This is a genomic window from Embleya scabrispora DSM 41855, from assembly GCF_000372745.1.
GTDB classification, from domain to species: Bacteria; Actinomycetota; Actinomycetes; order Streptomycetales; family Streptomycetaceae; genus Embleya; species Embleya scabrispora.
The window spans coordinates 13,717-35,553 of sequence record NZ_KB889724.1 but is presented as its reverse complement, the minus strand read 5'-3'; the positions used below and the strand labels follow the sequence as shown (position 1 = coordinate 35,553).

Below are 21,837 nucleotides of genomic sequence, written 5' to 3'. Positions count from 1 at the left end.
CCGGACACGACCGCCTGATCGGCAGTCTCCCCGTGGGTGTACGCCTCCCGCATCCGGGAGACCAGGAAGACCTCGTAGTCCATGGCCAGCCCGAAGACGATGCCCATCATGAAGATCGGCATCAGGCTCATGATCGGCCCGGTCTGCTCCACCCCGAACAGGTCCGCNGCGTATCCCTCCTGGAAGACCAGCACCAACACGCCCAGCGCCGCCAGCACCGAGAGCACGAAGCCCAGGGCCGCCTTGACCGGCACCAGCACGGACCGGAAGACCACCAGCAGCAGCACCACCGCCAAGCCGCCCACCACCGCCAGATACGGCACCAGCGCGGACTGCACCTTCGCCGCGATGTCNATGTTCAGCGCGGTCGTGCCGGTCACCTCGAACGTCGCCGACGCCTGCTTNTCCACNGCCGNNCGGTCGCGNCGGATCGTCTCCACCAGGTCCTTGGTCTTCTCGTCCGTGGGGCTGGTCGACGGGGTGGCCCGGAAGACCGCAGTGTCGCCCGCCTGGTTGAAGCGGGCCTGCGAGATCGACACGATGCCGTCCGTGTCACCGATCCGGTCATGGACGGTGCGCACCGCAGCCTTCGGGTCGGCCGCTCCCCTCGCGTCCACGACGATGGTCAGCGGGCCGTTGAAGCCGGGGCCGAAGCCCTCGGCGAGCGCGTTGTAGGCCCGCCGCTCGGTGGTGGCGGTGGACTTGGCCTCGTCACCCGGCATACCCAACCGCAACGACACCACCGGTACGGCCAGTGCGATCAGGGCCACCACGCCGAGAATCAGCACCGCCATGGGACGACGCAGCACGAAACGAGCCCAGCGCGTGCCCAGGTTGCCCCGCCCGCCCGCGCTCGGCGCACCGCCGTTCGGGAGCAGGACCCGGTCCCGGTCCAGCGTGCGGGCCTTGCGGGCCTTGCGAGCCAGGACCGCGTCGGGCCAGTATCCGAGCAGCGCGGGGACGACCGTCAACGCGACCAGCACGGCGATCGTGACCGCTCCTGCGGCGGCCATGCCCATCTTCGTGAGGGTCGGGATCCCGACCACCGACAGGCCCGCGAGCGCGATCACCACGGTGACCCCGGCGAACACGACCGCCGATCCGGCGGTGCCCACCGCCACCCCGGCCGCCTCCTGCGCGGCCCGGCCGCGCCCGCGCTCCTCCCGGTAACGGGACACCACGAACAGGGCGTAGTCGATGCCCACCGCCAGGCCCAGCATCATCCCGAGGGTGAGCGTGTCCGCGGACAGGCCCAACGGGCCCGCCAGCAGAACGATCGAGAACAAGCTCACAGCGACACCCACGATCGCTGTCAGCAGCGGCAGACCCGCGGCTGCCAGCGACCCGAACGTGAACAGCAGTACGACCGCCGCCGCCGAGAGGCCGATGAGCTCCGCCGTCCCGCCGGGGCCGCCGCCGCTGTCCATCGCCGACCCGCCGGTCTCCACCGTCAGGCCCGCCGCCCGCGCCCGTTCCGCCGCCTTGTTCACCGCGGCACGACTGGCGTCGGTGACCTCGGCGGACTCCACCTTGTAGGTGACGGTCGCATACGCCGTCGAACCGTCCTTGCTGACGGCCTTCGACTCGAACGGGTCCGCGACACCGGCCACCTGCGGGCCGAAGCCCATCGAGCCCACCGCGTCCTCGACGGCCTTGCGCAGGTCGCCCACATTCACCTGTTGCCCGTTCGGGGCGACGAAGACGACGCGGGCGGTGGCGCCGTCCGCAGCCGTTCCGGGAAAACGCTCCTCCATGAGATCGAACGCCTTCTGCGACTCGATCCCCGGCATCGAGAACTCCTCGTCGGAGGGCCCCGACGCCAGCGCCGCGCCAGCCGCGACCACCACCAGCATCCCCAGCCACACCAGCAGAACCCGGCCGCGCCGCCGAAAGGCGCCGCGACCGAGCCGATACAGAAAATTCGCCACGTCAGGGTCTCCAAATCCACAAGCGATGACCGCTCAAGGCTCGCCCGGGAAGACCCGTTCCGTCGTCATGCTGCTACAGACACTGCGACCTACTGAAATCACACGACCGTCTACTGAAATTGCAGTAGGGACGCCCCGGCCTCGGGCGTCCCGGCCGTGGTTCCCCGGGCGGAGCGCGGCACGCGGTCACGACACACGACCTCGGTCTCCAGCCGTGAGGAAAGCCGTCGGGCCGGCCTCGATGTTCGCGGTCCGACACCAGGTCCAGCGGCAGCCGGATCCGGCGGCCACCCGCAACCGCGGGCATTTCCCCACGGAACAGGCCGCACTCAAGGTCCTCTACCTGGCGGTCCGCGAACAGATCGAACCACGCACACGCGATGTGAACCTGGTCGCGCCACACTGGAAGAACGCCCTCAACGCCTTCGCGCTCTTCTTCGAAGACCGCATCAGCGTTCAGTGACCACCCCAGGGCTTACACAGATAGACGGGCTCTGTTCCGTAGTCGGTGGTGACGTTCCGTTGTCACTGGAGGAGGATGCGGTGGCGGAGGAGGTCGAATCCGGCTCGGCCGTGCATTTGGCGCATGATTCTCTTGGTGCGGGTGTTGACGCCTTCGGTGTGGCCGTTGTGGTAGGGCAGCGTGAGCCCGGCTACGACGGCCCGGCGGTCGAGTTCGAGGCCGTTGCAGAAGCTCTGCAGGTGGGGCAGGGCGGCGCGGACTTGGGTGATCACTCGGTGAGCCGGGCATCGTTACCCTCAGCCGGAGTCGGCAGCTCGGCGAACTCGCCTACCCGTGCGGAGAGTTGGGCCATTTCGGGACGGGCGGCAGCGAGGGCTGCCGGGAGGGCGGTTTCCTTGGTGCGCAGGTTGTCGGGGTGGGTGAGCAGGAGCCGGGTGGCGCGGCGTGGGGTGGTCACCGGGCGGTCGCCTTCGGCGCGGCCCTGGTTGAGGTGACGGACCAGGAGATTCGCGCTGCCGGTGTATCCCGACTCCCTGATCTCCCGCAGCAGATGAGTGACGGGCACCGCCGGGTCCTCCGCGCGCCGTCGGCGCAGGTGGTCGCGGTGGGGGTCGACGAGGGTGGGCCGGTATTGCGGGGCGATGCGCAGGGCCGTCGGTTCGGGGATGCGGGCGTGGCGTTTGGCGGTGTTCAGGGCCGGGTCCGGGCGGCGGGAGCAGTCGAGCAGGCCGACGCCCCGGCCGAGGAGTTGGTGGACTTGGTGCCGGCGTTCGCGGGTGGTCTGCTCGCGGGTGCCACCGGGGCGGGGAGGATTGACGGTGGCCCGGCGGAGGGTGTGGGCGCGGACTTCGGCCGGGACTTTGTCGCACAGGTTGTGCCGGAGGTGCCGGCGGTCGCTGATCCGGATCGCGTCGGGCAGGGCCCGTCGGATCGCTTCGGCGTGGGTGGGCGATCCGTCCCGGCACACGGCCTCGATGCCGGGATGCTCGCGCAGCCGGGCTTCCGGGGTGGCGGCCTCGCGGTCGGCCGGTACCTCGATTCGCTCGCCGGTCTCGGCGTCGATGATGATCGTGGCGTAGCGGTGCCGGCGCCGCAGGGCGAAGTCGTCGACCCCGGCCACCCGGGGAATCCGCACTGCCGGCACGGCGCCGCAGCAGCCGCAGGGCGGTGGCGTACGAGACGGGCACCGCCGGCGGCCGGGTGAGCCGGGCGGACGCCCGACCGCATAACGCTGATCGACCTGTTCGTGACCCGGCTGCACAGCGCGCCGGTGGCGATGGCGTCCATTCCCGAGCACCTGCCCGCACTGCGCGCGGCCGTCGCCATGATCCGGATTCCGGCGAGCAGCGGGTCCTCGCGCACGCTCGGCCACGACCTGAGCCCGATCGCCGTCGACGAGACACGCCTGAACGAGGCGACCGAGCACTCGTCCCGGTGACGACGGAATTCGGCCCCGGCATCCTGTAACTCCGACTGAACCCTGCCGCCGGGACGGAGCAACGACCGCCTCGATGGGAACCGTGTCCCCGGCACGCGACCGTCCGGGCCCCGCCCCCGATCACCTGAGCCATCGAACAGCCCCGCCCCTGCGATCGGCCCGGCAGCGGGGGCGGGGGCACCGCGGACAGGGTCGGTGCACCCGGCGTCGGCTCGGTGTCGGGCCGGCGCAGTCACCACCTCGATCGGCTCCGGCTCCCAACGCCGCCGCGGACCCCGCCACACGACGCGCTCGCGACCGAAGACGCACATGCGTGGGGCCCTCGTGGGCTCGTCACGCCGAGCATCGACGATCGGATCGTCGTGGAACCCGCGGACGTCGAACGGCAGGACGCCTGACCCCACGCCCCGCTGCCGCCTTGCGTCCGGCGACCACGGCCACACCCACCGCGAAGTCCCCTTCTTGCGCGCGGGGACTTCGCGCGTGGGGGTCCCTGCGGCCCCGGCGCTCGCGCCCGCGCACGGCCCGGGGTGGCGCCCCGTGTGTGGTCGCTCGGATCCTCGAATGCGGCCGTCGAGACGCCCGGCGTCGGGTCGCGGCGGCGTCCGGGGCGGCTGGTTGAATGCGGTCCCATGACGGACTGGTCACTGCTCCATCACTTCGAAGGCCCGGCGGACGACATACCGGTCCTGTTCGCGAATCTCACCCCGCAGAACCGGAAACGGACCTGGCGTGACCTGCACGGCAGGCTGTGCCGGGACGGGAGGGTGTGCTCCGCGAGCTTCGCAGCGTTGCCGCTGTTGTGGGAGGTCGCCGTCGGCGGGAGTCCGCCCGACCGCGACGCGGCGGTGTCCCTGGCCGGCGACATCGTCGCGAAGCGACTCCGGTACCGCGAATACGACGCGTTCCTCGAGGCGCACGCCTTCCGGATCGCGGGGATGGCGCCCCTCGCGGACGCGCACCTCGCTGACCACGCGCACCGGGCGCACTACATCTCGCTGCTGTGCGGCATGCTCGCGCTCGAAGGGCACCTCGCCTGGGCCCGGGCGCTCGACGACCTCACCGACGCGTTCCTCGCCGTCCACTGCCCCCGCTGCGGCGCCGACGTCACCATCGCAGTGGGCCATTACGGAGACCACTCCGCGATCCGGGACCGGCATCGGGGAGACATCGACCGCCGCCCCCTGCGGCCGGCCACGCCCGAGGAGATGCCCACGCTGGGCGCACGCCTGCTCAAGATCGCCACCCGCGACGGGCAGGTCTCGCTCGCCCGCGGCCTGCCGTACGTCTTCGGAACGGCGGAATGCCCGCCCTGCGCCAGTCCGTTCGCAATCGCCCCCGCGTTCGAGAAACGCGCCTCATCCGACGGCGAGCCGAGGCTCCCGGGTACCCAGCGGCAACATCATCAAGGAACCGGCTGAACAGCGGACGTTCAGATGTGGGCCCGGATCTGCTTCACCGGATGGCCCAGTCGCTCCCCGAGTGCCGTCAACTCGGCCTCACTGAACCAGAGGCGTTCAGGGTTCCAGATTGCGATCTCGAATCGGGCAAAACCACACGGCCAGTCGTAGTCGAGCACGTCCAGAGTGGTCGAACCCCCACAACACGGGACCTCGACCGCGAGCGTGGTGAACCCGTCGTCGCGGTGAGCCTCAAGGAGGTCGCCCCACCACTCGGTGTCGATGGCCGCCCGGCACAAGGGGCAACCGATCCTCTCCAGGTTCCCCCCGCTGTCGACGGCAGTGACCACCTCGTGCCGGATCACGTCGATCTCCACGCCCACACCGTCGGCAACCCCGAGTGTCAGGTCCTCGACCAGCGCCATGACGCGATCGACCCCATCACGGTCCGGATGCCACCGCGGATCACTCGGAATGATCGACAGGACTTCATCGCTCACAGCTTCCTCACCTCGTCAGACCACGGCAACATCGCGACGCAACGCTATCGATCACACGTTTGACGCTGTACAGACAACACCTCACGCAGCAACACCCACGTTCGAGCGCCTCCTTCGCCCCCGCCGATGCGAGGACCCGAGGACTGACCGCCGCACACAACGTGCTTCGCCGGCCGGGGAGGGCGGGGGCTCCTGACCGCGCTCAACGATGCTCCCGGCCGAGGTGGTGGTCGCACCTGCGGAGAACCGCAGCTCACTGACATCCGAGTCGCCCTCCGTGAAGAAGCCGAAGCGGTGGTGGTGCCGCAGTTCAGGTCCCGCGGGGTGCATTTCGATCGAGACGGCGGGCACCAGCCCGGACTCGTCCCCGAAGTCGTAGGCGGCGTAGAGCCGAGAGGTGAAGTCGTTCAGTTGCTCGTGCAGCCGGTGCATCGTGGTCAGCAAGAGAGCCGCGCTTTCCGCGCCGTCCGAGCCGGTGACGTTCAACATCGGTGAATCATCGCCTGTGGTGAACGGGTTGCGAACCGTAGGGTCGGGGTTGAACGGTGCGAAGGACCGGGTGGCCTGGTGAGCGAAACTCACGTGCCGGCGCCGTGTTCGGCCTCGACCTCCCCCACGACACGGTCGTCCACGGCCCACTCCTCGCGGCCGGACTGCGCGGCCGAGGAGGACTCCGAAGGCGAGGGCGCGGGCGGGGAATCCGGAGGCGACAAGGAGCGGTTCCTCGTGCGGTTCGTGAACTGAGCGCGATCCCGCCCTCCTCGCCGACTTCGTCAAACTCAGGGTCATCGACCCCGAACGCCGGGACTGGCGCCGCGGCTACCTCGCCGCCCGACGCTGGCACACCACCCACGGCGACCTCCGCGTGCCGCTGGAGGCGATCGACTACGACGCCGAGACCGGCACCAGCCATCCCGTGGGTGCGTGGATCAGCGAACAGCGCAGGGCGTGGTCGGCGGGGACGATCAGTGCGCGGCGGATCGAACTGCTCGAGGCCCTGGGGATGGTGTCGAGCCCCGACGACGCCGCATTCGAGGACGGACTCGCCATGTGCCGCGCGTACCACGCCGTCCACGGACACCTCGCCGGCCCCAAGACCGCCGCCGTCGACAACCACCCCGTCGGACAATTCCTCGCGAACTGCCGCCGCCCGTTGGAGTCCCGCAAGAACCCCGACCGCTGGGCGCAGCGGTGGGAACGCCTGGCCGAGATCGACCCCGATTGGAACCCCACCGGACGCGAGGACCCCGCCCTGCGGTGGCCCCTGGAATGGCAACGCGTACTCGCGACGGTACGACTGCACACCGAGGGCGGCGGGAGTCTCGACGAGCTGGTCCCCGGACACACCGTCGGCGGCGAGGACGTCGGAGCATGGCTGGCCCGACAACGGCGCAGCGGGGCGAGCCTGACGCCGGCGCAGCGAGAGGCGCTGGCGGAGGTGGGCGTGCACGTGGTCGACGTGCCGGAGCAGTGGCCGGCGCCGGTGGACCGGTGGACGCTCACACTGGCCGCCGCGGTCGCGTTCCGCGAGTGGGAAGGACATCTGACCGTGCCGCGCAAGCATGTCGAGACCGTCGAGGCGGGCGGTGTCGTGTGTGAGGTGAAGCTTGGTGTCGCACTCGCCAACGCCCGACAACGGCGGGCGACATGGCCGGCGGATCGAGTCGTCCACGTCGTCCGTCGGTGCGGTTTGCATAGGGGGACGGCCGGCGCCTGCGTAGGAGATGTGGGGTCCGGGGCACGGGCCGACACGGCCGTATTCGCCACCACCCGGTTGCCGCCACGACACCCCGTGGAATCCGCGCAGGGCGGCCAAGCCGAGCGCGGAGCCGAACACCTCACTCGGCTGGTCACGTCGGACTTACGGGACAGCCGGTGCGTGTGGGTCTTGAGCAATTAGGCTGCCCAAAGCGGTTCGGGGGTGGTCGGATGGAGGACTTGGAAGGTCCTGTTACAAGCAGGGAGCAGGATGCATTGCGCATCTTGCTGCTTCTGGATGGCGCCTGCGGGGTTTTGAACAGCGCCGAGGCTGCCGATCCGGGATTGGTGGAGGCCGTCGGGTGGTTCGGGGCCAAGTGCGGCTTCAGAAGCTGGACTTCTGGTGCGGAATCCGGACTATCTTGCCGATGAGCTACTGAACGACTACGAGTCCAGCGGTGAGGCGTCGCTGCTGGACCACGCCGGGGCGATCCTGGATTCGGAGGAGCCGGAGGTCCGCCGGTACCCGATGCTTCATTTCTTGTTGGAGAACGGGCGGAAGGTCGCGCGGGAGATCGAGTCTGAGGAGCCGGTGTTCTGCTACTACGTCAACCGGGTGCAGTTGGTCCTCGCGCTCGCTGACGGCTTGGGCGGGAGCGGGTTGAAGGAGCGCCGGTATCTGCAGCGCGAGTACGCCGAGACCGCGTGGGGCGAGCGGATCGGGTCGGTGAGCGCGCGGGCGCAGGAGCGGCTCGCGGTGCTGCGTGGTTCAGGCGGGTAGCGGCGCGGTTCACCAGGGGGTCTGATGACTGATCAAGTGACTGATCAAGCGGGGCTCGACGAGCGCATTGCGGCGCGTTCGGGCGTGTCGGTGGCGGATGTGCGGGAGGTGTTCGACGCCTACGGGGGTTCCGCCGGCGCGTCCGCGCCCGTTGCGTGTGCGACGGTTGCGTCTCGTCGGGGAGCGGACGGGCGCGGTGGCGCCGGGGCCGGTTGACTCCACGCTGGCGTTCCGTGACGGGGTGACGGGTCTGGTGGCCGCGAATCTGCGCGGTAAGTCCAGTGTGTTGGAACTCGTCACCTGGTGTCTGCGTGGTGAGCCCAAGAAGCTGCGGAACACGGTGCGTCGGTGGCTGCGGCAGGTGGACTTGGACACGGTGATCGCTGACCGGGTGGTCGGGTTCCGGCTGAGCCTCGTGGACGGACAGCTCACGTCCGCTGTCGTCCTGGCGGCGCCGACGCTGGAGGTGCTGGCCGACGTACGTAAGGCGGATCCGGGTCGGGATGTGGTTGCGCTGTTGCGTGCTTCGTCTGCGGAGAGCTACGCGGACCAGGTTCGATCGTTGATGATGACGTGATGGATCTCCAGCCTCTCATCAGCACATCGCGGGAGACGTCACTGGCGACGCACGGCTGGCGGGCGTACTTCGGGGCCGTTTATCTGCCTCCGGCGCGGTCGGACGCGCTGGTCGGTGATGTCGTGATGGGCGGGCTGTCGGGCCGGTTGCTGCAGGTGTACCTGGACCTGCCGGGGGCGAGCGCGCTCACTCGCGTCAAGTCCGAGGCCAAGCTGCTGACGGCGCGGCGTACGGAACGTGCGTCGGCGGACGAGCAGGCTCGATCGGCCAGGGCTGCGCAGCGTGCTCGAATCCAGGCCGATCTGGATCAGGCCCGCGCCGTCCTGGAGTCCTTGTCCTCGCCGTCGGAGGGGGCGGCATCATCCTTGACGGACCTCGCGGCGGAGACTCGGCGCCTTGCGGGTGCCGTGGCCGACGCCCAGGGGCGCTGCGAGGAGTGCGCTTCGGTGTTCCGCCGGGCGCGCGGACAACGTCAGCGGGATGAGAAGCGCCTGAACGATGTGAGCGAGAGCGCGATCGCGCGTCGGTTTTTCCATGGTCTCGATCCGCAGGCGTGCCCGCGGTGCGATCAGGCGATCGCGGATGACCGCCGGACGCTGGAGCGTGAGGCGCACGCGTGCGCGGTATGCGCGCGTCCTGTGGAAGCGGATGACGAGACACCTGAGGAGGTCCTCGACGAGGCTCGGGCGCGTGTGGAGGCGAGCACTGAGGCTGAGCGGGTGGCACGAGATGCTCTCCGTGTCGTCGAGGCCGAACTCGAGCGGCTGAACGGCCGGCTGGAGACCGCCGAGGAAGATCTGCGGCGTGCGGATGCCGCAACGCAGGTCCCGGCGCGTTTCCAGGCACGGGAAAGTGTGCTGAGGCTGGAGGGTGCGCTGAGCGTGTTTCCTGAACTTCCGCCGATGGTGGAGAACGTCGAGGAGGCGCGGCACCGGAAGGTACTCGCAGCTGCGGCAACCGTGATGGAAGCGGACCACGAGGCGGCGTCCGCTGTGCTGTTCGGCGACGTCAACCAGCACATCCTCGAGCTGGGGCAGCGTTTCGGCATCGAATCGTTGGAGCGCGTCGAGATCAACCGCTCCGCGCAGCTGAAGGTGCGCATCAGCGGTGTGGACGAGACGTTCACCAAGGCCCCGGGGAGCGATTGCGGCTGCGGATCGCGGTGATCGTGGCGTTGCTGCGCGTCGGTGCCGCGCACCAGGTGTCGACGCATCCTGGCCTGCTGCTGATGGACAGTCCGAAGGCGGAGGAGATCCAGATCGGTCAACCTGATGACATCGCGACTGAGAAAATGACACGCGATTTGAGAAACTTACAACCACGAACAACCACTCACATTCGCGCCGGACCACGCCCCCGCAAACTCGGATCACCCGTGCCGCGGTAGCGTGCCCCGGCGCGGTGCGCCGGTCCCGGTGTCGGCGACTCCGCCGCACCGAGTCGACACGATCACATGTGTCTCACCCAGTTCTGCGTGGCGGAGCCGTTGCACGTCCACTGGTTCGCGGCCGCGCCGTCCTCGATCGAGTCACCCCGGATCTCCAGGCATTTGCCGGAGTTGACGTTGGTCAGCGTCCAGGAGTCACCGACCGACGGGTTCGCTCGCCAGTTCTGGGTGGCGGAGCCGTTGCACATCCATTGATTCGCGGTCGCGCCGTTAGCGGTCGAGTCGTCCCCAATCTCCAGACACTTGCCGGAGTTGGCGTTCACCAGTCGTGTCGGCACGCCCGGGGAGAGAGCGAGGTACCAGGACTGGGTAGCGGAGCCGTTGCACGTCCATTGGTTCGCGGTCGCGCCGTTAGCGGTCGAGTCGTCTCGAATCTCCAGGCATTTGCCGGAGTTGGCGTCGGTCAGGGTGTAGGGACCCGTTGCCGGGGCGACGAAGTTCGCGGTGCCGCGGTAGAGGCGATGATCGGAGATCACGGGGTCGCGGGGCAACACCTCGCCTTGCAGGGCGGTGAAGTCTCCCCGACTCAAGTACAGGTAGTCGATCTTTTGATCGGTCGGGTCCGTGAAGGACAGGTGGGTCGGCTGGCCCGAACGGCAGCGGGCCTGTGGGGCAGGTGGGCAATTCGGAGTGAAATAGGCCGCGTCGGTCTCATCCACTTCGTCGAACGTGCCCTTTCCATCCGGATTCGGGGCGCCGTAAAAGGAGTCCATGACGACGGAGACCGGGAGACGGTTGAAGTCGCCGCCCAGGATCACCGGCGTGCCCTCGGCCCGCCAGGCATCCGTGCGAGCCGTCAGTTTCGCGGCTTCGAGGACCCCGAGTTGGTACTCCAGCCAGTACAGGTGCACGGAACAGGCCCAATTGACCCGGCCCTTCGTGTAGGTCTTGACGCACGGGGACTTGATCGGCTCCCTCTCCATCGGGAGGTTCCCGCCGCCGGAAGTGAGATCGAGTTCCGCAGTCTCGACGATGGGGCCCTTCACCAGGACCGCGATCCCGTAGTCGCCTCCGCACAAGCCATTGCCGGACACAGTGGTGGTGAACATGCCCCGAAATCCGCTTGGTTTGAGGCCGTTCAGGATCGCCTCGTACTGCGAGCGGCAGACCTCTTGGAGGAAGACCTCGTCCGCTCCCCAGTCCCGAGCCTGGGACACCACCGTGTTGATCCGCCGGGCGTTGTCCTTGGGCGGCCCGCCACAGGCGGGTACGCCCTCACCGCAGATGTTGTAGGTGAAGAATCGCAGTTCCGACGACGACGGCTGCGCCGCCTCCACGGACGCATCGGCCGATGCGGTCGGATCGGCGTTGGCCGTCGCGTTGGGCGAGAAGAGCGTCAGGAGCGTCGCGAGTACGAGGGTCGGGACCGAAATTCGGCTTCGCCGCACGGATGGCGCCTTTCGTTTCGGCGATCACGATCATTCCGAAGCGGGACGGAACCCACGCGGCCGAGCGCATGGGGACCTCCCGCAGCCGGGCTCAGAGCCACCTCACCCACTTCTGGGTGTTCGAGTTGTTGCACTCCCACTGGTTCGCGGCCGCGCCGTTATCCGTCGAATCACCGCGAATTTCCAGGCACTTGAACGAGTTCGCATTCGTCAGAGTCCAGGATTGGCTGTCGAACAGGTCGGGCCACCAGTACTGGGTGCCCGAACCGTTGCACTCCCACTGATTGGCGGCGGCACCGTTGTCCATGGAATCACCACGGATCTCCAGACATTTGCCCGAATTCGCGTTGACTATTGTCGTCGGCGAGGCTGAATCGAGCGTGAAGTACCACTTCTGGGTGTTCGAACCGTTGCACTCCCACTGGTTCGCGGCGGCACCATTCTCGGTCGAATCACCACGGATCTCCAGACACTTGCCCGAATTCACATTCACCAGCGTGTACGGACCGTCGAGCAGCTTCGCCGGACGGGTCTCGGCCGCCGCGACCGTCGGCGTCAGCGCTGCCCCCACCAGGCACGCGGCAATCGCCATGACCTTGGCTCTCATCCCGACACGAGATTCCATGTGCGTTCCTCCAATGGTTTCCGGTGATCGACTCCTTTCCGATGTTCGACCCCGGCATGCTTTCCGTCGGCGTATTGTCCTGAAGTCGCCCACCTCCGATATCACGCCAGGGCACCGATGATTCCAGAAATTCCCTGTTCGTCTCCACTGTCGTATCCAACCGTTTAGATGTGAAATAAGGGATTTGCCCCTTCAATATATGAGAGTGTTCGTGTTCATGTTCGCGGTCGCCGCAGGTGTAGCGGTGGGCGAGGGTCTCCATCTGTCGACGGATCCGCTACGAGCTTCGGCGTCGGCTCACCCGGCGGCCGCCCCGGCCATGTCGCCACATGCGAGGTTCGGGCAATCAACCGGCGCATGTCCTCGTCCCGCGGGATCGTCACGTAGCCCGCGGGTGTGAACCGCCCCGGGACCAAAGTCACCGTGCGCGCGAGCCTGTTCGCCCCGACAGTCCAGGCACAACCACCGGCCGTGATCTGGCTACCGCTGTCGGGTGCCGCGCCTATCTTGGAGCACAGCGCGGTGGGTGTCCGAGGGTGGGGGCGGGTGGTGAGTGGCGGCGGCGGTCAGTCGTGGCGGTACCTGTACGAGCGGTTGGGCGAGAAGCCTTTCCAGCAGTTGTGCAACGCGTTGCTCGCGCGGTCCTTCCCGAACGTGCGGTGCTACCCGGTGGGGCATTCCGACGGGGGCGGGACGCTGTCGATCCCGGCGGGGGCCGGAAGGTCATCTACCAGGTCAAGTGGTCCGCACGCGCGGAGAAAAACCCGGCCGCGTGGCTTGAGGCGACCGTCAAGGCGGAGGCGGACAACATTCGGCGGCTGGTCGCCGAGGGCGCTCGCGCCTATTACCTGATCACGTCCGTCTCGGGCACCGCGGTGCCCGAGACGGGCAGCATGGACGTCCTCGACAAGGCGTTGGAGCGCCTGAGCAACGCATTCGGTGTCCCGATGAAGGTGTGGTGGCGCGCGGACGTCGACGCGCGCGTGGACGGCGCGCCCACGGAGCTGAAGTGGGCGTACGCCGACATGCTCGCCGGCCACGACCTGATCCGCTACCTGATCGAGGGTGATCGGCTCGCGGCCCACGAGAACGCCCTGCGGGACCTGCTGCTGCGAGTGATCGCCACGCAGTGGGAGGAGGACGCGAAGGTCAACGCGGAGAGGTACATCGCGTTGAGCAGGCCGCGGTGGAAGCGGCGTGGTCGGCGCAGGTTGCCGCTGACGCGTCCGGAATCGCGCGGTGCCGGTGCGAGGCCGGCGTATCCGGCCAGCCGGTCGGCGCTGCCGAAGGCACTCGTGTCGCCGCCGGTGGCAGCGATGAAGATGGCGCCCATCTGCTTGCCCATGCCGGGCAGGCTGAGGATCACCTCGGCGTGCGGGTGCTCGCGAAACCGGCCCTCGATGAGGGCGTCGATTTCCGCGATCTCCTCGTCGAGGACCATCACCCCCTTCGCGAGGCGGATCACCATGGCGGCGGCCGGCTTCTCGCCGGGCAGGGCGGCGTGCTGGGCATCGGCGGCCTCCACGGCCGCCCGGGCCAGGGCTGCGCAACCGCGAACCCTGCGGTTGCGCAGCCACGTCTCGACACGCTTGGCGCCGCTACGGCGGATCGCCGCCGGGGGCTGGTAACCCGTCAGCAGCATGACGGGTCCCTTGTTCGTCAGGTCCAGGACCCGCTCCAACGCCGGGAATATTTCCAGCAGTTGGGCCCGAAGCCGGTTGATCCGGCGAGTGCGGTCACACACGAGGTCCGTGCGGCGGGCGGTCAGAGTACGCAGGTCGACAGCGACTTCGTCGCCGGGCCGCAGCAGGCCCAGGTCACGGCGCATCCTGGCCTGGTCGGCGATGACGAAGGCGTCCTTGGCGTCCGTCTTGCCCTCGCCCCGGTAAGCGTCCGAGGCGCGGTGCACGGTCAGGCCGGGCTCCTCAACGCCCACCCCGAGCACTACGTCGAACCGCCGAACTACACGGGCGGCATGGTGGAGACGATCGGCGGTCACCTCACTCGATTCAAGGTCTCGATACCCCGTGAACTGCCCCAGCCGGTCGGCGCGTACCTCGACGCGTCCTACCCGGTGACACTGATGAACGCATTGCTCAGCCTGGACGACGGCACCCCCTTCGTGTTCTGTCTCCACCAGGCCCGAAACACCGAAACCGGCGCCGATGTAGTGGTACGCGTCATCTACCCGTCCGCCGCCCCGGACTCGATGATCGAGGGACACTGCGAACACCTGGCGATCGAATTCCGCAGCTGGATCCGAAACGCAGCCGCCGCAAGCCGGTAACCGCAGGCCGGTAAACGCACCGGCGAGAACACGGACCACCCCGTGCGGACCCGCTCCGCGCGCCGGCGACGGGATTCGTCCGCCGGGTCATCGATCCCGTCTGCACCCCTTGGTGTTCGACATCGGACCCGAACCCGACGCCGTATCACGCCGCCGGGCCCCTGTCGGGGCGGTCGATTAATGGGCGTGGTTCGCTGCGGTGCACGGACAGGGGGAATCGGCCATGACCCTTCATCGGAATCTGGCGACCTGGGGCGGCCTGCCTGTGCACTGGCTGGAGTTCGGCACGCGTTCGCCGCGCCCCCGCCTGACCGCACCGCCCCGCACGGCGGGCGCCGCGGCCGCGAGACAGTCGCTCGCGGCGCCCGCCCGTCACGCGTCGCGGATCCAGTGTCCGTCCGTGGCCCAGCCGAGGAACCGCCGGACGTTCGGTATCGCCGGATCGTCCAGGCTGCCACCCGTGAACACGTGCCGCAGCCCCGCCAGAACCGGCGCCAGGCGCCGCACCGTGTGCTCCGGCCGCCGCGCCGTCTCCTCCGCCATCCACGCGATCACCGCGAACTGGTCCTCCACACCGCACAGGGACAGGAAGAACAGCGCCTGCCGCCACGCGTACGCGGCGTCCTTGACGGTGCCCAGCGACCGCGGGTTCCCGGCGATCTGCTGTACCAGTCGGCACACCGTGCGGTACGCGCCCCGCGCCGGTTCCGCCCAGCCCCCAGCCGGCTGCACCCCGATGGGGTATACGAGCGTGGCGAGGTTGTGTGTGGTGAGGATCTGCGCCTGCTCGATGACCTTCCCGTTCGCCGCGACCCACCCGTGGCCCCGCGGATCGACGGCGGCCCGCTCCCGGCACAGCGCGGCGAAGGCATCCGAGGTGCTCGCCGCGAGTCCACGCTCGTGCTTGACGTCGCCGATCTCCCGGATCGCGGCGTAGTCGATGCCGTAATACCGCGCGTACAGCGACCCTTCGAGCAGTTCCGCAGCGCCCTGCGCGGCACGCAGGAACTTCGCGGAGAAGGTGCCCATGAAGATGTCCGCCGCCAGTTCCTCGGTGAACACCGCCCCGACCCCGGCCCGCCGCGCGAGCGAACCGAGTTCCTGGAGCAGCGGGTTCGGCACGATCGTGCCCGGGAAGGCGCGCACCGTCAGCGTGCCCAGCTCGGCCAGCGCCTCCCGCGCGTTTCCCGCGGTGTCGGTCGACACCCGCCGGTACGCGGACACCGCCCGCACCCACGGCAATTCCTCCAGCCGCACCTGGTGCTCCAGGTTGAGCAGCAGCAGCGACCGACGCTCGGCGAACGCCCCGTACCCGGCGGTCATCAGCGTGCGCAGCGCCGGGTCGTGGTACGCCAACGCGGTCGTGGCGGCGACCAGTTGCGGCACCAGCTCGGCCAGTACCTCGGCCGACGGCACGATGCCGCGCTCGACGAGCGTCGCCACGGGCGCGCTGAGCGCCCGCTCGACCGGGTGACGCAGGCTGTCCGGAATCGGGCTGCCCGCGCGTACGCCGGTCTGCTCGGCTTCCTCGTCGGTCACCGGTACGAGCAGCCACGCCGTGTCGGGCAGGCCCACGTCGTCGCGCAGGTTCGCCAGCCGGGCGATGAGGACGCGCGCCAGCTCGTGGAGCGTCGCGGTCGACGCGTCCTGCGCCTGACGGGCCCGCAGTTGGGCGTGCGGCGGCGAACCGGGCGCGCCGCGCTTGGCGACCATCGCGTCGACGGCGTGCCGCAGCAGGCCGGGACGGGCCGCCGGGTGCGTGCCGACGTTCGCGCGGGCACCGGAACGGGGTCCGCCGGCGCGGCCCTCCACGACACGGGGGCCGGCGCTGCGAACAGCACCGGTAGCCCAAGGGTCACCGAGCGCCTCGGCCAGCGCGGCGAGCAGGATCGCGGAGTTCTCCTTGGGGTTGCGATGCTTGCCGCACAGCGTGTGCCGCGCCGCCAAATGCCGGTGGCGCTGGAGGAGTTCACGGCCGCGTTCGGTCCAGCCCGCCGGTCGGACCGCGCCGAGCCGGCCGTTCTCGACGGTCTCCAGCCAGTGCGCGAGCAACTGGTCGGCGAACGGGTTCCACACGGTCAGCGCCTCGTTCATCGCCTCGACCGCCGGCTTGGGCCGCCGCGCGCCGAGCGTGGCCCGCAACGAGCCCACAGACTCGCGGTGCACGGCGGAACCGTCGGGCACCGGCGTGTCGCCGGCGCGCGGCAGGAAGCGGAGGCGATCCGCGTACGGCGCGATCTCGTCGAGCAGCGTGAGCGCCGCGAAGCGGTCCCCGGCACGCAGCAGCCACGCGATGGTGAGCAGCGCGGCCTCCTCGGGCACCGCGACGTGATACCGGCCGGTGTCGAGCATCGTGTGGAGCTCGGCCAGGCCCGCGTCGGTGAGGAAGTACCGGAACACCGCGAGCCGATCGCCGGCACGCAGCCCGGCGCGGGCGGCGGTCTCGGCCTCGTGCGCGGTCCACGGCCCGCCGGCCGCGGCGTCGCCGGTGGCGAACCCGCCGCGGACGACCTCCGGGGTGACCCACGCGGGAAGCCCGCGCACGGGTGTGCGCGAGCCGACGGCCAACGAGCCGTCGGCCATACCGCGGGCGACCTGCGTCCAGCGGCGTACGCGCTCCTCGGCGCGACGCCGGGTTGCCTGGCTCTCGTGGGAGGCGGCGGTGTGGAATGCCTTCGCCAGCTGCCAATCCGCATAGCCGGGGTTGGCGACGGGACGCACGTGAATCTCGTTCATGTCGACGTAGCGGGCCCTGCCCCCGCGCCCTCCGGGTCGAAAGCCCGGTGCTCTGCTGACTGAGCTACACGTCGTGGTCGGCGTGATCGACACGGTGGGCACCGCCCGATCTCGGGTGGGTTCCGGATCCGGAGCCTTCCCGGCCGAGCCCGTGCCGCCGCGTTCCGATGTCGCCGACGTGACGGTCCCGCCCGCGCACTTTCCGGGTGCCGAGCCCGGTGTTGCGCTCACTCGAGCCACATCGTTTCCGCGTTCGCCAACGTGGCGGGCTCTGCCCCCGCGCCCTCCGGGTCCGGAGCCCGGTGCTCTTCTGACTGAGCTACACGTTGCGGTGCGCCGGCGAAGTGCCGTCGACCGAGGACGACATTAGAACCCAGGCGCGGGCAGGGCAACGGAGTTATCCGCACGAGATGCTCCGGAGGCTTTCACAGGGTGCCGGATTTGACGAGGCCGGAAGACTGGAAGAGAGGGTGATCCGCCGGTCGGATCGGGTCGGACACCCGAGCCTCGATCATCGCAGGCCCCGCACGTCGAGGTCTCGGGTTCCCGGCGCGCACGCGCGGGCGAGGGCGGTCGACGCGGGTCGCCCGGACGGGAAGAGCGGAATGCGGGAACGTGTGGGACGGGTCGGTGTGGTCACCGGGGCGGCCGGCGGGATCGGCTACGGCATCGCGCAGGCGCCGGCGGGCGAGGGGATGCGGGTGGTCCTTGCCGACCGGGACGCGGCGCGGGTCGAGGAAGCCGCCGCGCTGCTGGGGGCGGAGGGCGCGGAGGTGTTGGCGGTGCCCACCGACGTGCGGGACGCGGCGGCCGTCGAGGCCCTCGCGGACGCCGCGCGGGCGAGGTTCGGACGGGTCGACGTCGTCTGCAACAACGCCGGGGTGTGGACGTTGAACAGGCAGTGGGAGACCGAACTCGTCGACTGGCAATGGGTAGTGGACGTCAACCTGTGGGGCGTTGTGCACGGCGTGCGGACGTTCGTTCCGCTGATGCTCGCGCAACCGGAAGGCGGGCACATCGTGAACACCGCGTCGATGGGCGGCCTGATCGGTGGTGCGATGACCGGACCCTACGGCGCCACGAAACACGCGATCGTCGGCCTGGCCAAGGGACTTCGCGCGGAACTCGCCGGAACCGCGGTCGGGGTGTCGCTGCTGTGTCCGGGCAAGGTCCGGTCCGAGATGCTCGACCGGGTCAACGCCCGCCCCGCCGCGGACGCCGGCGACGAGACTCCCGGGGACGACGGGCCGACTTCGTCCGCCCGGGACGTGATCGACGCGATGCGCAGGTCACAGGCGGGGGGCGATGAGCGCCCGGGAGGCCGGCGAGCAGGTCGCTGCGGCGATCCGCGAAAACAGGTTCTGGGTGCTGCCGGGCGCCGACGCCCACACGCCTTTGTTGCAGGCGGAGTTCGACGAGCTGATCGGCGCGTTCGGATCGATGCCGGCCGACCGGTGAGTCCCTGACTCGGCGCGCGCCCGCGGACACCACCCCCTCCGCAGGCGCCGCCCCCCGGGGTCGGCTCGGTGCGAGTTCGATGTCGATCTCGACCATGGTCTTCCCGATATGTACCCTCTGCGCGTTCGACCACCAGCGCCGGCAGCACAGTGTTCATCTCGCGCAGCCCGCCGATCAACCCGTCGAAGACTGTGACGGCGCGACGCCCCGTCGCGCCGAGTTCCAGCGCTTCCCGACAGGGGGGCCTCTTCTCCATGTCACCGACGTCCCGGGCAGGCCGGTCACAGGCGAGGTTCACGTTCAATACAATCGGATCTACGTCGAGAGCGAGCCGAACGGCGCGAACCCGGACTTCTTCGAGGCATTCCCAGGCCAGAGCGGGGGGTTGTGCGGGGCCGCGGCACGAGTTCGGTGCAGTGGGCGGGCGAGGCGGCGTGGGACCTGGATCTCCTCCGGACCGACTACCGGGTACGGTACTGCGCCCGGGGCATGGACAAGGGCCGGGAACTCTCCATCGGAGTGGCCAAGGAGCCACAGGTGGACAGCTACCTCCTACAGTTCCGGCCCGCGCCGCCGGGCCCGGACCGGGTGATCCGCGAGACCTCGCAGAACGCCGCGTACCGGCACCGTTACGCGAGCACACTTGGACTCCCGGACACACCCAACCCCGGCCGCGGCGGGTGAGAAGGAAGTCCCCGGGGCCGATCAGACCCGGCGGCGTTCCGCCCGCGGTTCCGTCCTCGGTGACGGCGAAGGGCAGGTCTCAGTTGACGACGGGGACGAGCAGGACCGGGGCCTTCGCGTGGTGCAGCACGGTGTGTGTGACGCGGCCGAGGTTGGGGCCGAAGCGGCCGGTGTTGCGGTGGGCGGCCAGCACGACCAGGGCGGCGTCGGTACTCGCGGCGACCAGGGCGCGGGCGGGCGAGTCGACGAGGACGTCCTCGGTGACGCTCACGTCGGGGTACTGCTTCCGCAGGGGTGCCAAGGCTCGGTCCAGGACGGCACGTTCGGGGTCGTGCGGGTCGTCCGTGACCCACACGGCCGGGGCATATCCGGGGCCGCCGGCCATTATCGCGGGATAGCGCCAGGTGTGGATGGCGCGCAGCGGGAGGGTCCGGGATCGGGCCTGGGCGAAGGCGGCCTCCAGGGCGCGGGCGCAGTCCTCGTCGGACACGCCGACCACGATCGGTCCGGTCGCGGTGTCGGCGGTGGTGTCGTGGTCGGCGTGGACCAGCAGGAGCGGGCAGTGGGTCGCGGCCGAGACGGGCAGGCTGACCGAGCCCATCAGCAGGCCGGTGAAGCCGTCGAGGCCGCGATTGCCGACGACCAGGAGCGCCGCGCGTTCGCTCGCGGCCTCCAACGCGTCCACGGCGTGGGCGAGTTCGACGGTGGTCGATACCGACAGGTCGGGTCGACGTCGGCGGGCGCGTTCGGCGCCTCGGTCGACGATCGCGCGGGCGTTCTCGCGCAACTGTTGCCCGAAGCGGTCGTCCGCCCCGGCGAATTCCACCCATGTCAGGGCGTGCAGGATTTCGAGGGTGGTATTGCGGCGAGTGGCTTCGTCGGCGGCGAGGTCGACGGCGTGTTCGGCTCCGGGTGAACCGTCGAAGCCGACGACGACGTGCCCACGGGCGGGGCGAGGGCCGGATGCGGAACCGGTGGTGGTCGATGCCTGATGCACGGCGAGTTCCTTCGAGAGTGTGGCCGGCGGTCCGGGTGGCGCGCCTGTTTTGGTGGCGACCTGTTTTGGTGCGGCTCGTGTGTTCCCCGAGGCCGCGGGTCCCGTTCCCGGGCGCGCGGCTCGGCGCTGTCGGGCTCGCGCGGCGCGCGTCGGCTCGGCGCGCGCCGGCTCGGTGCGCGAGACGGGCGAAAAGGCAGCGGACGCCCACGTGGACCAGGGCGGTGACGGGCGATCGAAGCGCCTGCGCGAGATGCTCGCAGGGCGTCCAACCGGCCACGGTGAAGTCGATCACCGGGTCGACCGCGTTCCCGGTCGCGGGGTGGTCGGGGTGTCGCTCGCGACGACCTCCGCCCGTGCCTCGACTCACCCGGAGGCGGAGGGTTTTGACGGGTGCTCAGTCGCGGGTGGGCGCGTTCTCGTCACCCGAGGCCGGGACGATCACCAGGGGGCAGCGCGCGTGGTGGATCAGGCCCTGGCTGACCGAGCCCAACAACATGCCCATGAATCCGCCGTGTCCTCGGGTGCCCACGACCACCTCCAGCGCGTGTTCGCCCGCCCCGGCCAGAACCTTGACCGGGTGGCCGACGACGACTTCGCGTTGCACGGGCACGTCCGGGTACTTCTCGCTCCACCCGGCGAGCGTCTCCGCGAGCCGGATCCGGCCCTCGCGCCGTTCCTCGCCCGTGTGCAGCCCAGCCATCAGACCGGTGGACGGTTGGCGTACGTGCACGGCCACGATCGTGGCGCCGCGGCGGGAGGCTTCGTCGAAGGCGTACGCGACCGCCGGTTCCGAGCGTCGCGACCCGTCCACGCCGACCACGATCGTGCGCGGGTCGGCGCTGGTGTGCTCGGGTTCGCGCACGACCACGACCGGACACCCGGCGTGCGCGGTGACCGCGGTCGCGATGCTGCCGGTGGCCAGCAGTTCGGTCGCCGCCGACAGTCGGCGCGAGCCCACCACGATCATCGCCGCGCCCCGCGCCTGTCCGGGCAACACCGAGATGGGCGCACCGTCGAGCAGGGCCGTATCCGTGACCAGCGCGGGGTGGCGCGCGGCCACGAGCGCGCGGGCCTCGTCCAACGTGCGCGTCCCCGCGTTGCGGAAGCGCTCGCTCCAGGTCTGCCGGTTCGCGTTCGTCCCGAGCTTGCGGCCGGCGCCGGTCGGCCAGTCCAGGGTGTGGACCAGGCGCAGCGGCAGTCGGCGGCGGGCGGCCTCGTCGGCTGCCCACACCACGGCGAGTCTTCCGGCGTCGGTGGGCTCCACTCCCACCACGATCGGCGGCGTTCCCTCGTGCATGCTCACGGCGTACGTCCTCTCTCGGGGCCGGCGTGTGCCTGCCCTTGTCACCAACACTGCTCGTCGTCGCGGCCCGGCCACAGGGCCGATGGACCCCCACCCGGGGGACCGCTGGGCCCTGCCGCACCGAGAC

At 70.0% G+C, this 21,837-nt stretch carries 17 protein-coding genes, 2 tRNA genes and 3 pseudogenes; 10 read left to right on the top strand and 12 right to left on the bottom strand.

Annotated features, from left to right (window positions below):
* Window positions 1-1,928: MMPL family transporter (locus tag A3IC_RS0146290; RefSeq protein WP_020556872.1), on the bottom strand; the 1,928-nt coding region annotated here is incomplete at its 3' end.
* A 286-nt stretch (window positions 1,929-2,214) separates the two neighbouring features.
* Between A3IC_RS0146290 and A3IC_RS0146285 the strand changes: the two are divergent.
* Window positions 2,215-2,391 (top strand): annotated as a pseudogene (locus tag A3IC_RS0146285) (IS256 family transposase); the annotation flags it as partial.
* 62 nt (window positions 2,392-2,453) lie between these two features.
* On the opposite strand, the pseudogene A3IC_RS66275 reads toward A3IC_RS0146285, so the two are convergent.
* Window positions 2,454-3,620: pseudogene (locus A3IC_RS66275) on the bottom strand (ISL3 family transposase); the annotation flags it as partial.
* 17 nt (window positions 3,621-3,637) lie between these two features.
* On the opposite strand from A3IC_RS66275, the gene A3IC_RS69440 reads away from it, so the two are divergent.
* Window positions 3,638-3,829 carry a hypothetical protein gene (locus A3IC_RS69440; protein WP_020556871.1) on the top strand — a complete coding sequence of 64 codons (192 nt, stop codon included), beginning with the start codon at window positions 3,638-3,640 and terminating at the stop codon, window positions 3,827-3,829.
* 632 nt (window positions 3,830-4,461) lie between these two features.
* The gene (locus A3IC_RS63565; RefSeq protein ID WP_020556869.1) at window positions 4,462-5,250 is read left to right on the top strand and encodes a hypothetical protein; all 789 of its coding nucleotides are present in this window, start codon (window positions 4,462-4,464) and stop codon (window positions 5,248-5,250) included.
* An 11-nt stretch (window positions 5,251-5,261) separates the two neighbouring features.
* Here A3IC_RS63565 and A3IC_RS0146260 read toward each other — a convergent pair whose 3' ends face one another.
* Both A3IC_RS0146260 and A3IC_RS0146255 read right to left on the bottom strand, forming a co-directional pair.
* On the bottom strand, window positions 5,262-5,729 hold the full coding sequence (locus A3IC_RS0146260) for a hypothetical protein (protein WP_026219530.1): 468 nt from the start codon (window positions 5,727-5,729) through the stop codon (window positions 5,262-5,264).
* An 81-nt stretch (window positions 5,730-5,810) separates the two neighbouring features.
* Window positions 5,811-6,218, bottom strand: coding sequence for a hypothetical protein (locus A3IC_RS0146255; RefSeq protein ID WP_020556867.1), 408 nt, complete (start codon window positions 6,216-6,218; stop codon window positions 5,811-5,813).
* A gap of 298 nt (window positions 6,219-6,516) precedes the next feature.
* On the opposite strand from A3IC_RS0146255, the gene A3IC_RS60480 reads away from it, so the two are divergent.
* From A3IC_RS60480 to A3IC_RS0146230, 4 genes are all read left to right on the top strand, one after another.
* The gene (locus A3IC_RS60480) at window positions 6,517-7,629 is read left to right on the top strand and encodes a helicase associated domain-containing protein (RefSeq protein WP_079027128.1); all 1,113 of its coding nucleotides are present in this window, start codon (window positions 6,517-6,519) and stop codon (window positions 7,627-7,629) included.
* Between the two features lie 201 nt (window positions 7,630-7,830).
* A complete protein-coding gene (locus A3IC_RS60475; protein WP_020556864.1) occupies window positions 7,831-8,208 on the top strand; it encodes a hypothetical protein in 378 nt (125 codons plus the stop codon).
* Window positions 8,209-8,449: 241 nt separating this feature from the next.
* Complete coding sequence (locus A3IC_RS0146235) at window positions 8,450-8,785, top strand: hypothetical protein (protein WP_158696368.1); 336 nt, start codon at window positions 8,450-8,452, stop codon at window positions 8,783-8,785.
* Window positions 8,785-9,951, top strand: coding sequence for a hypothetical protein (locus A3IC_RS0146230; RefSeq protein ID WP_158696367.1), 1,167 nt, complete (start codon window positions 8,785-8,787; stop codon window positions 9,949-9,951). Before A3IC_RS0146235 ends, A3IC_RS0146230 begins: the two co-directional genes overlap by 1 nt.
* Before the next feature lie 283 nt (window positions 9,952-10,234).
* Here A3IC_RS0146230 and A3IC_RS60470 read toward each other — a convergent pair whose 3' ends face one another.
* The 3 genes and pseudogenes from A3IC_RS60470 to A3IC_RS60460 form a co-directional block, all read right to left on the bottom strand.
* Window positions 10,235-11,620 (bottom strand): RICIN domain-containing protein, encoded by a 1,386-nt coding sequence (locus tag A3IC_RS60470; RefSeq protein WP_020556861.1) that lies wholly within the window; start codon window positions 11,618-11,620, stop codon window positions 10,235-10,237.
* 91 nt (window positions 11,621-11,711) lie between these two features.
* Window positions 11,712-12,245, bottom strand: a complete 534-nt coding sequence (locus A3IC_RS60465; protein WP_020556860.1) for an RICIN domain-containing protein — start codon at window positions 12,243-12,245, stop codon at window positions 11,712-11,714.
* A 1,150-nt stretch (window positions 12,246-13,395) separates the two neighbouring features.
* A pseudogene (locus A3IC_RS60460) lies at window positions 13,396-14,166 on the bottom strand (IS110 family transposase); the annotation flags it as partial.
* Between A3IC_RS60460 and A3IC_RS60455 the strand changes: the two are divergent.
* Window positions 14,149-14,532: a hypothetical protein gene (locus tag A3IC_RS60455; RefSeq protein WP_020556857.1), complete on the top strand. Its 384-nt coding sequence runs from the start codon at window positions 14,149-14,151 to the stop codon at window positions 14,530-14,532. The pseudogene A3IC_RS60460 and the gene A3IC_RS60455 overlap by 18 nt on opposite strands.
* Before the next feature lie 372 nt (window positions 14,533-14,904).
* Here the strand turns inward: A3IC_RS60455 and A3IC_RS0146200 are convergent, their stop codons facing one another.
* The 3 genes from A3IC_RS0146200 to A3IC_RS0146190 form a co-directional block, all read right to left on the bottom strand.
* A complete protein-coding gene (locus A3IC_RS0146200; RefSeq protein WP_020556856.1) occupies window positions 14,905-17,268 on the bottom strand; it encodes a hypothetical protein in 2,364 nt (787 codons plus the stop codon).
* Window position 17,269: 1 nt separating this feature from the next.
* Window positions 17,270-17,342 (bottom strand) — tRNA-Glu (locus A3IC_RS0146195).
* A gap of 182 nt (window positions 17,343-17,524) precedes the next feature.
* A tRNA-Arg gene (locus A3IC_RS0146190) sits at window positions 17,525-17,597 on the bottom strand.
* Window positions 17,598-17,873: 276 nt separating this feature from the next.
* Here A3IC_RS0146190 and A3IC_RS60450 point away from each other — a divergent pair.
* Both A3IC_RS60450 and A3IC_RS0146175 read left to right on the top strand, forming a co-directional pair.
* Window positions 17,874-18,734 (top strand): SDR family NAD(P)-dependent oxidoreductase, encoded by an 861-nt coding sequence (locus A3IC_RS60450; protein ID WP_052174106.1) that lies wholly within the window; start codon window positions 17,874-17,876, stop codon window positions 18,732-18,734.
* Between the two features lie 403 nt (window positions 18,735-19,137).
* Window positions 19,138-19,410 carry a hypothetical protein gene (locus tag A3IC_RS0146175; protein ID WP_245599857.1) on the top strand — a complete coding sequence of 91 codons (273 nt, stop codon included), beginning with the start codon at window positions 19,138-19,140 and terminating at the stop codon, window positions 19,408-19,410.
* 79 nt (window positions 19,411-19,489) lie between these two features.
* Here A3IC_RS0146175 and A3IC_RS60445 read toward each other — a convergent pair whose 3' ends face one another.
* Entirely contained in the window at window positions 19,490-20,407 is a 918-nt protein-coding gene (locus tag A3IC_RS60445) for a universal stress protein (protein ID WP_020556853.1), read from the bottom strand.
* A 394-nt stretch (window positions 20,408-20,801) separates the two neighbouring features.
* The gene (locus A3IC_RS0146165) at window positions 20,802-21,704 is read right to left on the bottom strand and encodes a universal stress protein (protein WP_020556852.1); all 903 of its coding nucleotides are present in this window, start codon (window positions 21,702-21,704) and stop codon (window positions 20,802-20,804) included.
* Window positions 21,705-21,837: the final 133 nt, after the last annotated feature.

Coding starts and splice junctions, on each gene's coding strand:
- A3IC_RS63565 (WP_020556869.1), top strand. CDS start 4,462: ATGACGGACTGGTCACTGCTCCATCACTTCGAAGGCCCGGCGGACGAC.
- A3IC_RS0146255 (WP_020556867.1), bottom strand. CDS start 6,218: ATGTTGAACGTCACCGGCTCGGACGGCGCGGAAAGCGCGGCTCTCTTG.
- A3IC_RS0146230 (WP_158696367.1), top strand. CDS start 8,785: ATGGATCTCCAGCCTCTCATCAGCACATCGCGGGAGACGTCACTGGCG.
- A3IC_RS60465 (WP_020556860.1), bottom strand. CDS start 12,245: ATGGAATCTCGTGTCGGGATGAGAGCCAAGGTCATGGCGATTGCCGCG.
- A3IC_RS0146200 (WP_020556856.1), bottom strand. CDS start 17,268: ATGAACGAGATTCACGTGCGTCCCGTCGCCAACCCCGGCTATGCGGAT.
- A3IC_RS60450 (WP_052174106.1), top strand. CDS start 17,874: ATGCGGGAACGTGTGGGACGGGTCGGTGTGGTCACCGGGGCGGCCGGC.
- A3IC_RS0146165 (WP_020556852.1), bottom strand. CDS start 21,704: ATGCACGAGGGAACGCCGCCGATCGTGGTGGGAGTGGAGCCCACCGAC.